Origin of the sequence: Stenotrophomonas sp. NPDC077461, from assembly GCF_049545475.1 — a bacterium.
GTDB lineage: Bacteria > Pseudomonadota > Gammaproteobacteria > Xanthomonadales > Xanthomonadaceae > Stenotrophomonas > Stenotrophomonas nematodicola.
In genome coordinates, this window is record NZ_JBMWDO010000005.1 from 161,064 (window position 1) to 174,683 (window position 13,620).

Annotated in this window: 10 protein-coding genes; 8 read left to right on the forward strand and 2 right to left on the reverse strand. The window is 66.4% G+C overall.

Annotated elements, in window-relative coordinates; all coding sequences use genetic code 11:
• Nucleotides 1-24: 24 nt before the first annotated feature.
• Both ACPEH8_RS11035 and ACPEH8_RS11040 read right to left on the reverse strand, forming a co-directional pair.
• Complete coding sequence (locus ACPEH8_RS11035) at nucleotides 25-3,255, reverse strand: efflux RND transporter permease subunit (RefSeq protein WP_423666746.1); 3,231 nt, start codon at nucleotides 3,253-3,255, stop codon at nucleotides 25-27.
• An 88-nt stretch (nucleotides 3,256-3,343) separates the two neighbouring features.
• Nucleotides 3,344-4,594 (reverse strand): efflux RND transporter periplasmic adaptor subunit, encoded by a 1,251-nt coding sequence (locus tag ACPEH8_RS11040; protein ID WP_136004593.1) that lies wholly within the window; start codon nucleotides 4,592-4,594, stop codon nucleotides 3,344-3,346.
• 228 nt (nucleotides 4,595-4,822) lie between these two features.
• On the opposite strand from ACPEH8_RS11040, the gene ACPEH8_RS11045 reads away from it, so the two are divergent.
• From ACPEH8_RS11045 to ACPEH8_RS11080, 8 genes are all read left to right on the forward strand, one after another.
• On the forward strand, nucleotides 4,823-6,145 hold the full coding sequence (locus ACPEH8_RS11045; RefSeq protein ID WP_017354570.1) for a M20 family metallopeptidase: 1,323 nt from the start codon (nucleotides 4,823-4,825) through the stop codon (nucleotides 6,143-6,145).
• Nucleotides 6,146-6,265: 120 nt separating this feature from the next.
• On the forward strand, nucleotides 6,266-7,084 hold the full coding sequence (queF, locus tag ACPEH8_RS11050) for an NADPH-dependent 7-cyano-7-deazaguanine reductase QueF (protein ID WP_423666748.1): 819 nt from the start codon (nucleotides 6,266-6,268) through the stop codon (nucleotides 7,082-7,084).
• Between the two features lie 154 nt (nucleotides 7,085-7,238).
• Nucleotides 7,239-7,532: a LysM peptidoglycan-binding domain-containing protein gene (locus ACPEH8_RS11055; protein ID WP_017354572.1), complete on the forward strand. Its 294-nt coding sequence runs from the start codon at nucleotides 7,239-7,241 to the stop codon at nucleotides 7,530-7,532.
• Nucleotides 7,533-7,569: 37 nt separating this feature from the next.
• Complete coding sequence (locus ACPEH8_RS11060) at nucleotides 7,570-8,064, forward strand: hypothetical protein (protein ID WP_017354573.1); 495 nt, start codon at nucleotides 7,570-7,572, stop codon at nucleotides 8,062-8,064.
• 133 nt (nucleotides 8,065-8,197) lie between these two features.
• A complete protein-coding gene (locus ACPEH8_RS11065) occupies nucleotides 8,198-9,076 on the forward strand; it encodes an RHS repeat domain-containing protein (protein WP_423666750.1) in 879 nt (292 codons plus the stop codon).
• Between the two features lie 2 nt (nucleotides 9,077-9,078).
• Nucleotides 9,079-9,639, forward strand: a complete 561-nt coding sequence (locus ACPEH8_RS11070; protein WP_312707717.1) for a hypothetical protein — start codon at nucleotides 9,079-9,081, stop codon at nucleotides 9,637-9,639.
• A gap of 475 nt (nucleotides 9,640-10,114) precedes the next feature.
• Entirely contained in the window at nucleotides 10,115-12,340 is a 2,226-nt protein-coding gene (locus ACPEH8_RS11075; protein ID WP_423666752.1) for an NADP-dependent isocitrate dehydrogenase, read from the forward strand.
• Nucleotides 12,341-12,667: 327 nt separating this feature from the next.
• The gene (locus ACPEH8_RS11080) at nucleotides 12,668-13,618 is read left to right on the forward strand and encodes a hypothetical protein (RefSeq protein ID WP_017354576.1); all 951 of its coding nucleotides are present in this window, start codon (nucleotides 12,668-12,670) and stop codon (nucleotides 13,616-13,618) included.
• Nucleotides 13,619-13,620 lie beyond the last annotated feature (2 nt).

The window sequence follows — 13,620 nt, forward strand, 5'->3', positions numbered from 1 at the left end:
CCAGAGCGTCGGACGGCAGGCGGCTCATGCGCGGTCCCGGGCGCTGGCGTGGCGCAGCGCGCGCTGTTCGCGGCGCTCGCGCAGCCATTCGGAGAAGCGTTCCATGTACAGGTAGATCACCGGCGTGGTGTACAGCGTGACCAGCTGGGACAGCAGCAGGCCACCGACGATGGCGATGCCCAGCGGGCGGCGCAGCTCCGAGCCGATGCCGGTGCCCAGCGCCAGCGGCAGCGCGCCGAGCATGGCGGCGGCGGTGGTCATCATGATCGGGCGGAAGCGCAGCAGGCAGGCGCGGCGGATCGCGTCGTGGGCGTTGGCCCCGGCACGGCGGGCCTCGATGGCGAAGTCCACCATCATGATGCCGTTCTTCTTGACGATGCCGATCAGCAGCACGATGCCGACGATGCCATCCACCGACAGGCTCAGGCCACACACCATCAGCGCCAGCAGCGCGCCGACGCCGGCCGGCGGCAGGGTCGAGATGATGGTGATGGGGTGGATGTAGCTTTCGTACAGCACGCCCAGCACGATGTAGATCAGCACCAGCGAGGCCAGCAGCAGCCAGATCACGTCGGTCTGGCTGCCGGTGAACTCGGCGGCCTTGCCGATGAACTGGGCATGCACCTGCGAGGGCATGTCCAGGCTGTCCCTGGTCTCTTCGATCGCCTTGACCGCATCGGACAGCGAATAGCCCGGCGCGATGTTGAACGAGACGGTCACCGCCGGCAGCTGCTGCTGGTGGCTGACCACCAGCGGGGTGCTGGTGATGCGGCCTTCGGCCAGCGCGGCGAGCGGGATGATGTTGCCGGCGCCGACCGTAATGCCGGTGTTCTGCGCGCCGATGCCGGTGGCGGTGGAGGAGTTGGACGAGGAGACCTGGCCGAAGTTGGTGGCGTTGCTGCCGGTCAGCGCACCGGCGCCATTGGAGGCCACCCCCAGCTGGTTCATCAGCGCGGTGCTGGTGCGGAACTCCGGCGCCACTTCCAGCACGACCCGGTACTGGTTGAGCTCGGTGAAGATGGTGGAGATCTGGCGCTGGCCGAAGGCGTCGTACAGGGTGTCGTCGATGGTCTGCATCGGTACGCCGAGCACGCTGGCCTTGTCGCGGTCGATGGTCAGCTCCAGTGCGCGGCCCTGGTTGGACAGGTTGTTGTCCACGTCGGCCAGTTCCGGGCGCTGGCGCAGCGCTTCGGTCAGGCGCGTGGCCTGCAGCGCGACCTGGGCGCCGTCCACGTCCGACAGCGAGTACTGGTACTCGGTAGCCGCCACGCGCGTATCCAGGGTCACATCCTGCACCGGCTTGAGGTACAGCGCCACGCCGGGAATGCCGGCCACGGCGTCCTGCAGGCGCGGCAGGATCTCATCGAGCCCGTCGCGGTCGCCGCGGGCCTTGAGCACGATCGACAGCTGGCCCTGGTTGAGGGTGGGATTCATGCTGCCGGCGCCGATGAAGGCCGACACACCGGTCACCGCCGGGTCCTTGCGCAGCGCTTCGGCCACGGCCTTGGTGCGCTCTTCCATCTGCGGGAAGGCGATGTTCTGGTCGGCCTGGACCACGCCGGTGATCAGGCCGGTGTCCTGTTCGGGCAGCAGGCCCTTGGGGATGACGATGTACAGCACCACGGTCAGCACCAGCGCGCCGGCGGCCACGGCAAGCGTCATGCGCTGGTGGTCCAGCACCCAGTCCAGGCTGCGTTCGTACGCCCCCACGGTGCGCGTCCACAGGTTCTCCTTGCCAGCCGCCGCGGCGCGCTCGTGCGCGTCCTCGCCTTCGGGCAGGGCGTCAGGCTTGAGCAGGTAGGCGCACATCATCGGGGTGAGCGTCAGCGAGATCAGCATCGACAGCACCACTGCGATGCTCAGCACCCAGGCGAACTCATGGAACAGGCGGCCGGTGACGCCGGGCATCAGCAGCAGCGGCAGGAATACCGCCACCAGCGAGATGGTCAGCGACAGCACCGTGAAGCCGATCTGGCGCGCGCCGATCTCGGCCGCTTCCGGGCCGCTCTTGCCCTGTTCGATGTAGCGCACGATGTTCTCGATCATCACGATCGCATCGTCGACCACGAAGCCGGTGGCCACCACCAGCGCCATCAGCGACAGGTTGTCCAGCGACATCCCGGCAAAGGCCATGACCCCGAAGGTGCCGGCCAGCGACAGCGGTACGGCCACCGAGGGAATGATGGTCGCCCACAGGCGGCGCAGGAACACGAAGATCACCGCCACCACCAGACCGATGGTCAGGATCAGGGTGAACTGCACTTCGTGCACCGAGGCGCGGATGGTTTCGGTACGGTCGGAGAAGATCTCCAGGTGCACGTCGGCCGGCAGCACGTTCTGCAGCTGCGGCAGCAGGCTGCGGATGCGCTCCACGGTCTGCACGATGTTGGCGCCCGGCTGGCGGCGCACTTCCAGCAGCACCGCCGGCTTGCCATCGGCCCAGGCGGCGAGCTGGTCGTTTTCCACCCCGTCGACCACGTTGGCGACGTCCGAGAGGCGGACCGGGCGGCCGTTCCTGTAGCTGATGATGGTGTCGCGGTACTCGGCGGCGCTGGTCAGCTGGTCATTGGTGCCGATCGAGTAGGACTGGGTCTTGCCGTTGAGCGAGCCCTTGGGCGCATTGACGTTGGCCTGGGTCAGCGCGCTGCGCAGTTCTTCCAGGGTCAGGCCCATGTTGGACAGCTGCGCCGGGTTGACCTGGATGCGCACGGCCGGGCGCACGTTGCCGGCGATGGAGACCAGGCCCACACCCTGCACCTGTGACAGGCGCTGGGCCAGGATCGAGTCGGCGTAGTTGTTGACCTCGCGCAGCGGGCGCGTGTCGGAGGTGAGCTTGAGGGTGACGATGGCCGCGTCGGCCGGGTTCACCCGGTTGTAGACCGGCTGGTAGGGCAGCGAGGAGGGCAGGGTGGCCTGGCGGATCGCGGCCTGCACGTCCTGTGCGGCGATGTCGATGTCGCGGTCCATCGAGAACTGCAGGATGATCGTGGACAGGCCGGCCGAGGAGTCGGAGGTCATGATCTCCAGCCCGGAAATCTGCCCGAACTGGCGCTCCAGCGGGGTGGTGACCAGGGAGGCCATCGTGGTCGCGTTGGCACCCGGGTACTGGGTGGTGACCACCAGGCTGGGCGCGTCGATCTCCGGCAGCGCCGACACCGGCAACTGGCGGTAGCCGAGGATGCCGAGCAGCAGCAGGCCCGCCATCAGCAGCGAGGTGGCGATCGGGCGGCGGATGAAGATCGTCGAAAAGCCCACGGGCAGATCCTTGCTGTTACGTCATGCGGCGTTGAAGCGGGCGAACGCCGGCCAAGCGGCCGGCGTCAGGAACGGGAGACGGCCGCGATCAGCGCGGGCCGCCACCGCGGCGGCCACCGCCGCCCTGCTGCTGGGCGGCAGCCTTGAGTTCGGCGTCGGTCGGCGGGGCCGGGGTTTCACCCGGCTTGAGTGCGGTGACCTTGCTGCCAGGCTTGAGCCGGAACTGGCCTTCGCTGACCACGCGCTCGCCGCCCTTGAGGCCTTCGGTGATCTGCACGTTGCTGTCGCCCACTTCCACGCCGCTCTTGACCGTCTGCATGGCCACGGTGTTGTCCGGCTTGACGATATAGACGTACTCGCCGTCCGGGCCGCGCATCACCGCCTGGGTGGGGATCACCACGCCACCGGCAATGGTGCGCAGCTGCATCCGCACGTTGACGAACTGGCCTGGCCACAGCAGGTTGTCGGCGTTGTCGAACACGGCGCGGGCGCGGAAGGTGCCGCTGTCGCTGCTGATCTGGTTGTCGACCACGTCCAGCCTGCCGCCATCGGTGAGTACATGCGAATCGTTGCGGTCCAGTGCGGCGATCGTCACCGGGCCGGCCTGCTGGGCCTGGCGCACGTCGGGCAGCTGGCGCTCGGGCAGGTTGAACACCACGTGGATCGGGTGGATCTGGGTCAGGGTGACCAGCGCGGTGCCGGCGCTGACCACGTTGCCGGCATCCACCGCGCGGATACCGGCGATACCGGAAATCGGGGCGGTGACGCGGGTGTACTGCAGCTGCACCTGGGCCGCGCGCATGCTGGCTTCGTTGGCGGCCACCGCACTTTCATACTGCGCCACCTGGTTGCGCTGGGTGTCCAGGTCGGTTTTGGCCACGTACTGGCGGTACTCGGGCGAGTTGGAGCGCTGGAAGTTCGAGCGTGCGGTGGCCAGCTGCGCCTGGTTCTGGCGCTTGGCCGCGGCGGCCTCGTCGTAACTGGCCTGCAGGGTGCGCGGATCGATCTGCGCCAGCAGGTCGCCCTTCTTCACTTCCTGGCCTTCCTTGAAGTTCAGGCTGATCAGCTGGCCGCCGACCTGCGGGCTGACGGTTACGGTGTTCATCGCGGCCACCGTGCCCAGCGCGCTGGCATAGACCGGCACGTCCTGGCGGGCCGCTTCGACCACCGTCACCGGCACCGGCCCGGCATTGCGCTCTTCCCCGCCGCCCCGTCCGGCGGCGGCGGCGGGCTTGCCCGCCTCGCCCTTGGGTTTGCCGCCGCCGAGCATGCGCATGCCGATGAAGGCCACCACCAGCACTGCGACCACCAGCAGCACGATCTTCCAGAAACGCGACATTCAAAACTCCTGAGGCTGGCGGAGGGCGGGGGGCCCGGTTGGCTAGGCGCAAAGCATACCCGTCGCCTGCGCGCTTTCATCCATGACGGATGGGACGGGCGATCAGACCGGACGTGACCGACCGGGTTCCGTGAATCAACGCCTGCGGGGGCAGAAAGTTACAGCGCCGGGCCCGCTGATGGCCTACATTCAGGTTCGTCCGTCCCTTGCCCCTCGTGGAGATCCGCAATGCCCCGTCTGTCGCTGCTGTTGTCCGCCCTGCTGCTGGCCTGCCCCGCGCTGGCCGCCGCCACGCCCGCCGAACGCCCGGAAGTGACCGCCGCGGCGACCCGCCTGAACGCCAGGGTGATCGACTGGCGGCGCGACTTCCACCAGCACCCGGAGCTGTCCAACCGCGAGGAGCGCACCGCCGCCAAGGTGGCCGAGCAGCTGCGCGCGATGGGCCTGAAGCCGAAAACCGGGATCGCCCACCACGGGGTGGTGGCGATCATCAAGGGCGCCAAGCCCGGCCCGCGGATCGCACTGCGCGCGGACATGGATGCGCTGCCGGTGACCGAGCAGACCGGCTTGCCGTTCGCCTCCAAGGCCACCAGCACCTACCGCGGCGAGACGGTGGGGGTGATGCATGCCTGCGGCCACGACGCCCACACCGCCACGCTGCTCGGTGTGGCCGACGCGCTGGTGAAGATGCGCGAGAACCTGCCCGGTGAAGTGATGCTGATCTTCCAGCCTGCCGAAGAAGGCGCGCCGCCGCCGGAGGAGGGCGGTGCCGCGCTGATGCTCAAGGAAGGCCTGTTCGCGGACTTCAAGCCGGAGGCGGTGTTCGGGCTGCATGTGTTTTCCAGCGTGCCTGCCGGCCAGATCGCGGTACGTGGGGGACCGTTGATGGCGGCGTCGGACCGTTTCGGGATCAAGGTGATCGGCCGCCAGACGCACGGTTCGGCGCCGTGGAACGGGGTCGATCCGATCGTGGCCACCGCCGACCTGGTCGGCACCGCGCAGACCATCGTCAGCCGACGCGCCAACCTGTCCAAGCAGCCGGCGGTGCTGACCTTCGGCGCGATCAAGGGCGGCATCCGCTACAACATCATTCCCGACGAGGTGGAGATGGTGGGCACCATCCGCACCTTTGACGAGGGCATGCGCCAGCAGATCTTCGCGGACCTGCGCAACGTGGCCGAACACACCGCCGCCGCGCACGGGGCCAAGGCGCAGACCGAGATCTACGAGTCGGAAGGCAACCCGGCCACGGTCAACGATCCGGCGCTGACCGCGCGCATGCTGCCCAGCCTGCAGGCGGTGGTGGGCGAAGCGAATGTCTACGAGCCGCCGCTGCAGATGGGCGCGGAGGACTTCTCGCTGTATGCCAAGGAGGTACCGGGCCTGTTCTTCTTCGTTGGCGCCACCGGCGAGGGGATCGATCCGGCCACCGCGCCGGCCAACCACTCGCCGAAATTCCTGCTCGACGAGAAGGCGCTGGACGTGGGCCTGCGCGCGCTGCTGCAGGTCAGCCTGGACTACCTCAACGGGGCGAAGGCCCCGGCGGGCTGAGGCCGGGCTCTGCCGGATGCCGGACGCCCTCCGTGGCGTCCGGCCGTTCTGCCCACCCCGCCCGGTTCCCCAGGCCTGCGGAACGGGGACGAGCGACGCCCGCCGGCGTAAAATGGCCGGATGAATACCCCCCAGGACTCCAGCCTCGGTCGTGAGGTTGCTTACCCGTCGCAGTACGATCCCGCGCTGCTGTTTCCCATTCCGCGCCGTGGCGCGCGCGAGCAGATCGGCCTGGACGAGGCGGCGCTGCCGTTCGTCGGCCATGACCGCTGGCAGGCCTATGAGCTGAGCTGGCTGGACCGGCGCGGCAAGCCGCGGATCGCGGTGGCCACCATCGGCGTTCCGTGCACCTCGCCGAACCTGATCGAATCCAAGTCGTTCAAGCTGTACCTCAATTCGCTCAACAGCACCCGCTTCGACGACGACGAGGCCGCGCGGCAGCGCATGGTCATCGATCTGTCGGCCTGCGCCGGCGCGGGGGTGACCGTGCAGTTCGGCGTGCCGCCGCTGGTGGAGGAGGGCGAGGGCGAGTCGCTGGACGAACGTGATGTCGCGATCGACCGCTATGGTCCGCCGGCCCCGGAGTACCTGTCCGCCGATGCGGACGCGGTGGTCACCGAAACCCTGGGCTCGGCCCTGCTCAAATCCAACTGCCCGGTCACCGGCCAGCCGGACTGGGCCAGCGTGAGCATCCGTTACCACGGTCCGAAGATCGACCGCGACGGTCTGCTCAGATACCTGGTCAGCTACCGGGAGCATGCCGAGTTCCACGAGCAGTGCGTGGAGCGCATCTTCAGCGAGATCAGCCAGCGCTGCCGGCCCGAGTGGCTCGAGGTGGAGGCCCGCTACACCCGTCGCGGCGGGCTGGACATCAACCCGTGGCGCGCCAGCCCGGGCATCGCGCAGCCCGCGCGCACCGTGCGCGACCTGCGCCAGTAACCAGGCTGGCGGCTGCGGCCGCCCTGCCCGGTGCGTGCCGACCGTGGGTCGGCACGCCGGGGTCCGGCCCCGTCTTCACATCCACGCCATGCGCCATTAACAAGGGCTGTGACACCGTGCGTTCCATGTCGTCAATGAAGACGGGAGTGTGTGGATGAGTACCGATAAGAAAGCCGATTTCTCCGGTGTCAAAACCAGCATCGACACCACTGCCGAGAAGGTCGAGAAGGCCGATTTCTCCGGCGTGTCCACGTCGATCGATACCACCGCCGAGGTGGTGGGTGGCAGCTACACCGTGCAGAAGGGCGACTCGCTGTCGAAGATCGCCAAGCAGGAACTGGGCGATGCCAACGCCTGGAAGAAGATTTTCGACGCCAATCGCGACGTGCTGGACGACCCGGACAAGATTTTCCCGGGACAGGTCCTGAAGTTGCCGCCCAAAGGCTGAGTCGCTCCGTCACTACCCATTCCAAGGGAGGAATTCCATGAAGAAGTCGTCCATCAGCACCGCTGTACTCGCCGGTCTCCTGGCCACTGTGGCCCTGGCTGGCTGCAAGAAGAAAGAAGACACCGCCGACAACAACGCCCAGCCGGCGGCGATGACCCCCGCGCCGACCCCGGCACCGGCACCCGAGCCGATGGCGGCCGCAGCGGCGGTGAATGTCTCCAGCGTCACCGTGGGCAAGACGGCCGCCGCCGACAAGACGGTTGCCCCGGCGGCACTGTTCGCGCCGAAGGATGAAATCCTGGTGTCGGTGCGTACCGACGGCACGGCCAACAACGTCACCCTGGCGGCCAAGCTGACCTACCAGGACGGCCAGGTGGCCGGTGAGCAGACCCACACGCTCAACACCACCGGCGCTGAAACCTCCAACCTGAAATTCACGAATGCCAATGGCTGGCCGGCGGGCAAGTACCGCGCGGAAGTCATGGTGGATGGCAAGGCGGCTGGAACGCCGCAGGAGTTCGAGGTCAAGTAAGCCCACGCCGACTCTCTCCCGGCAACAGGCTCACGATGGACGCAGCCGCGAGGCTGCGTCTTTTTTATGTCCGCCAGCTAGCGTTGACTCTATGGTAGAAAATCCCTTTCCGCCAAAGAAACTGGAGATCAACTTGAGAAAGCTGGGGGCGTGGCCGTTGTTGACGACGATCACAGTATTATCGGCGAACGCCGAAACGGTGAGGTACATTCACACGGATGCGCTGGGCAGCCCGGTAGTTACTACCGATGAGCTTGGCAACGTAGTAGAGCGATTCGTATACGAGCCTTTTGGTCAGCAGGTGGGTGAAAGTGAGGGGGATGGACCCTCTTACGCGGGCCACTTGCGAGACGCCTATACCGCGTTGCTATACATGCAACAGCGCTACTATGCTGCTGACATTGGGGCGTTCCTTAGTGTGGATCCGGTTACACCCAGTAGTAGTTCATTGCAGTTCAATCGATATCGATACGCGAATGGAAATCCTTTTTCCTTTACGGATCCCGACGGGCGTGTCGCGATCGTAACGCGAATGAAAGACGGTTCGATAAATATCGACTTTCCCAGTAAATTCACTGGCGATGCTTCTACGCCAGAGAACATTGCTGCCTTCAAGGAGCAGGTCTCCGCGATGTCCGGAACATACAGAGTAGATGGTAAGGAGACTCGCGTCACAGTTGGTGTTTCTGAGATAACCAAGAAGACGCCACGCGCCGCTCGAAATGAGATCAAGCTTGTCGAGGGAGAGACATCTCATCCGTCTGGCAGGAGTTTCGCTGAACTTGGAGGGAAACGAAGTGAGATCAACGTCTTTGATCGATTCACTCGGGGTGTAGTTCCTCATGAAGTAGGACATCTCGGCGGCGTGAATGATCTCTACGACAAAAGGACAGGACGACCAGATCCGACCAAGGGAAACGGCATGATGAATAGAGTGCCAGGCATTGTTGACGACTTCTTGATCAACGGAATGATTGACGCCAGTTCAAACATTCAGCGACGGGAGAGATAGACATGAAGGATTTGCGCCGCTACTTCTGCTTTGCCGCTGCCCTCATTCCATTGCCGTCGTTGGCCCAGGAGTCAAATCTCTGGTCTTACAGTTGCGACCACTTTCTTCATGGTTCCTGTCTGCGGATTCCCCACGGGATGTCGGTGACCTATGAGGCCCCGGCGGATTTTGGGCTCCACAGGGTGCACAGCGACGGGAGAGAGGTGGTGATGGTGTACGAGGGCGATGCGCCCAGTCGGCCGCCGGCAGGCGTTCCCGATGTGACGCTGGGCATGTCCGGTCATCTTCTTCACGCTTTCAAAGTGCGCGAGGCAGGTGGCGTCCGCTACGATCTGCATGTGTCATCGTCGGTGTCCGACGCGATGTCCTTGCATCTGACTGGGCAAACGACCAATGCAGCGGAGCAGGCCGCGCTTGCGGCGGTGCTTGGCGGATTCCGCATATGCAGTTTCAAACGTAACCGCACCGCCCAGCGGCTTGTTTGCCCCAGGCGCAGCGCGTGGGGTCAAGCACTCTCCACCTGGGTCGCAGATGAGGTCGTAGAGAAGCCACTGGCAGAGTGACTGACTCTCCGTGGACCGTCCGTGGCATGCCCCTGTCGTGTCCATTCAGGTTTGGCGGTCCCGCGATGCGTAGCGGTCTCTTCCAAGGGGGCCGGAGGGCAGTCGAAGCTTGTCCTGACCTGCCAAGGGGGAGCGGCAGGACGGGGACGTCGCCACGTCGTCGCACGAAAGCCCCCGTCCTTCCGCGCTGTCCTGACGGGCGCAGGGGCCGGCGGGCCTGGCTGAGTTTCAGACGTTACCGATCAACCCACAGGCGGGTGGCCACGATCCAGTACGTTTGCGTATGGCGCCGCTTTGCTCCGGGGGGCTGAAAACGCGACAATGCGGAGGTTTCCCGCAGCGCGCGCCATGCGGCGCGATCCACGGGAAAAGTGCGGACCCCGCCCGGCGCGGCCTGCACGCGACACGGTTGCACGCGGCCCGGCATTGCCGACGGCCATCACTCCTCAGATCCGCAAGAGAGCATCAGTCCCCCATGTCGAATACGCCCAAGATTCTCTACACGCTCACCGATGAAGCCCCGTTCCTGGCCACCCAGTCGCTGCTGCCGATCGTCGAGGCGTACACCGCCACCGCCGGCATCGCCGTCGAAACGCGCGACATTTCGCTCTCCGGCCGCATCCTGGCGCTGTTCCCGGATTACCTGAAGGACGCGCAGAAGGAAGCCGACCACCTGGCCGAACTGGGCCAGCTGGCGACCACGCCGGATGCCAACATCATCAAACTGCCCAACATCAGCGCCTCGGTGCCGCAGCTGAAAGCCGCGATCAAGGAACTGCAGGACCAGGGCTATGCGCTGCCGAACTACCCCGACGTGCCGACCGACGACGTTTCGCGCGACATCAAGGCGCGCTATGACAAGGTCAAGGGCAGCGCGGTGAACCCGGTGCTGCGCGAAGGCAACTCGGACCGTCGCGCGCCGCTGTCGGTCAAGAACTATGCACGCAAGCACCCGCACCGCATGGGCAAGTGGTCCACCGAGTCCAAGTCGCATGTGGCGCACATGGACGGCGGCGATTTCTACGGCAGCGAAAAGTCGGCCACGTTGGCCACGGCTGGCAGCCTGAAGATCGAACTGCATCAGGCCGACGGCACCACCGTGGTGCTGAAGGACAAGACCGCGGTCAAGGCCGGTGAGATCGTCGATGCCGCCGTGATGAGCCGCAGCGCGCTGGCGGCCTTCGTGCAGGCCCAGATCGCCGATGCCAAGGCCAAGGGCGTGCTGTTCTCGCTGCATCTGAAGGCCACCATGATGAAGGTCTCCGATCCGATCATGTTCGGCGTGGTCGTTGAAGAGTTCTACAAGGACGTGCTGGCCAAGCACGCCGATGTGCTCAAGCAGGCCGGCTTCGATCCCAACAACGGCATCGGCGACCTGTACGCACGCCTGCCGCAGCTGCCGGAAGCCACCCAGGAGGCGATCAAGGCCGACCTGGCTGCCGAGTACGGCAAGCGCCCGGGCCTGGCGATGGTCAACTCTGACAAGGGCATCACCAACCTGCACGTGCCCAGCGACGTGATCGTGGACGCCTCGATGCCGGCCATGATCCGCGACTCGGGCGGCATGTGGAACGCCGAGGGCAAGCTGCAGGACACCAAGGCCGTCATCCCCGACCGCTGCTACGCCGGTGTGTACCAGGCCGTCATCGATGACTGCCGTACCCACGGTGCGTTCGATCCGGCCACGATGGGCTCGGTGCCCAACGTCGGTCTGATGGCGCAGAAGGCCGAGGAGTACGGCTCGCACGACAAGACCTTCCAGATCCCGGCCGACGGCACGGTGCGCGTCACCGACGATGCCGGCGCGGTGATCTTCGAGCATGCCGTGCAGACCGGCGACATCTGGCGCATGTGCCAGACCAAGGATGCCCCGATCCAGGACTGGGTGAAGCTGGCCGTCAACCGCGCCCGCCTCAGCAGCACCCCCGCCGTGTTCTGGCTGGACGCTGCGCGTGCGCACGACGCGCAGGTGATCGCCAAGGTCCAGACCTACCTCAGGGACCACGACACCACCGGCCTGGACATCCGCATCCTGGCCCCGGTGGAAGCCACCGCGTTCTCGCTGGACCGCATCCGCAAGGGTGAGGACACCATCTCGGTGACCGGCAACGTGCTGCGCGACTACCTGACCGACCTGTTCCCGATCATGGAGCTGGGCACCAGCGCCAAGATGCTCTCCATCGTGCCGCTGATGGCCGGTGGCGGCCTGTTCGAGACCGGTGCCGGCGGTTCGGCGCCCAAGCACGTGCAGCAGTTCGTGGAAGAGGACTACCTGCGCTGGGATTCGCTCGGCGAGTTCCTGGCCCTGGCCGCGTCGCTGGAGCACCTGGGCAACCGTTACGACAACGCGGGTGCTGCCGTGCTGGCCAGGACTCTGGACCAGGCCAACGGCCAGTTCCTGGACAACGACAAGTCGCCGTCGCGCAAGCTGGGTGGCATCGACAACCGTGGCAGCCACTTCTACATCGCGCTGTACTGGGCCCAGGCCCTGGCCGCGCAGAACGACGATGCCGCACTGAAGGCCCGCTTCGCCCCGCTGGCCAAGGCACTGGCCGACAACGAGCAGACCATCGTCGATGAGCTGATCGCCGTGCAGGGCAAGCCGGTCGATATCGGCGGCTACTACCGTCCGGACGTGGCCAAGGCGAGCAAGGCGATGCGCCCGAGCGCCACCTTCAACGGCGCGTTGGCCGCGCTGTAAACCACGCTCGGCGTCAACACCGCTTCAACGGAAAACCCGCACCTCGGTGCGGGTTTTTTTCTGTGGAGGCCACTCCCTGCAAGGCGCTGTCACAGGTGACCCCCGTGTCGATGGAAATGTGACCTCTGTCGGCGGCCGTTTTCATCCCGCGCCCGCGTCCAATCCCGTCAAGAGGGCATGAAACTTGCCTGCGTCCCGTGCAACGGGCAGGGCGTCTCTCGCCCCTCAATCTGTGCGATCCATCACGATCGGCCCGATATCGATGGCATAGCCTAGCCACGGTCGTATCCGCAGCAGTGGTGGTCCTTCAGAACGCAGGGGAAGGCGATGGCCCGGGTGCTGGTAGTGGGATCGGATATCCAGGGGGAGCACGCCCTGCTGCAGCGGCTGCGCTCGGCGGCCGCGTTGCCGGGTGAGAGCGTGCGCAGTTGCCGCGATCTTGACGAGTGCGATCTGCTGGTGATCAAGGACACCCCCGCACTGCGCAATGCGGCGCTGCGGATGGTGCGCGAACGGCCGCAGATCCAGTTCTGGATCGAGGACCAGCAGGGGCGCCTGCGCCCCGGTCAGGGCCACGATCATGCGGTGCTGGACGACGAGGCGATCGAGCGCGCGCTGCGGCACATGCCGGCCGCGCCGGCACCAATCGATGAACCCTGTGCGGCGCGCGGGGCCAAGGCGATCACCCGCGCCCTGCGCGAACGCCTGCAGTCCCGTCAGGGGCACGCCGTGCTGGTGGCCGATGGCCTGCCCTGGCTGCTGCTGGATTTCGAACAGGATCAGATGGTCCTTCCCGACGGCGGCGCCAGCGTGGCGCAGCGGCTGTCGGACAACTTCGAGCGCCTTGCCCTGCACGGCATCGCATCCCGGCGCTACCAGCAGTTGGCCGGCGACCTGCCGCGGCAGCCGTTGCGGCCGCTGTTGTGGCAGTGGGGGCAGCAGCCTGCACACTGGCAGGACCTGGACGCACGGCTGCAGCGGCACGCGCGGGTCACGCTGCTGCGCTGGCCCGATTTCCGCGTGCTCGGCCACCAGCACGACAGCTTCCGGCTGTGCTCGCTGCTGCTCAAGCGCGCCTGCAGCGTGGACGAGTGCAGCCACCTGCTGGACATGCCGGCCGAGGCAGTACGTGCCTTCGTGCACCCGGCCTATCTGTGCGGCTATGCCGCGCTGGAGCCAGCCCCCGCCGAGCCCGTCGCGACGCGGGCGCCCGGCACGCCCGGCGGCTCGCTGCTGGCCCGGATGTGGCGCAGCGTGCGCCAGCGCGCTGGAGGCTGACG

Bases quoted from the DNA above. Each gene is read 5' to 3' on its own strand.
- ACPEH8_RS11080 (WP_017354576.1), top strand. From the start codon at position 12,668: ATGGCCCGGGTGCTGGTAGTGGGATCGGATATCCAGGGGGAGCACGCC.
- ACPEH8_RS11075 (WP_423666752.1), top strand. From the start codon at position 10,115: ATGTCGAATACGCCCAAGATTCTCTACACGCTCACCGATGAAGCCCCG.
- queF (WP_423666748.1), top strand. From the start codon at position 6,266: ATGAATACCCCCCAGGACTCCAGCCTCGGTCGTGAGGTTGCTTACCCG.
- ACPEH8_RS11045 (WP_017354570.1), top strand. From the start codon at position 4,823: ATGCCCCGTCTGTCGCTGCTGTTGTCCGCCCTGCTGCTGGCCTGCCCC.
- ACPEH8_RS11040 (WP_136004593.1), bottom strand. From the start codon at position 4,594: ATGTCGCGTTTCTGGAAGATCGTGCTGCTGGTGGTCGCAGTGCTGGTG.
- ACPEH8_RS11055 (WP_017354572.1), top strand. From the start codon at position 7,239: ATGAGTACCGATAAGAAAGCCGATTTCTCCGGTGTCAAAACCAGCATC.
- ACPEH8_RS11070 (WP_312707717.1), top strand. From the start codon at position 9,079: ATGAAGGATTTGCGCCGCTACTTCTGCTTTGCCGCTGCCCTCATTCCA.
- ACPEH8_RS11060 (WP_017354573.1), top strand. From the start codon at position 7,570: ATGAAGAAGTCGTCCATCAGCACCGCTGTACTCGCCGGTCTCCTGGCC.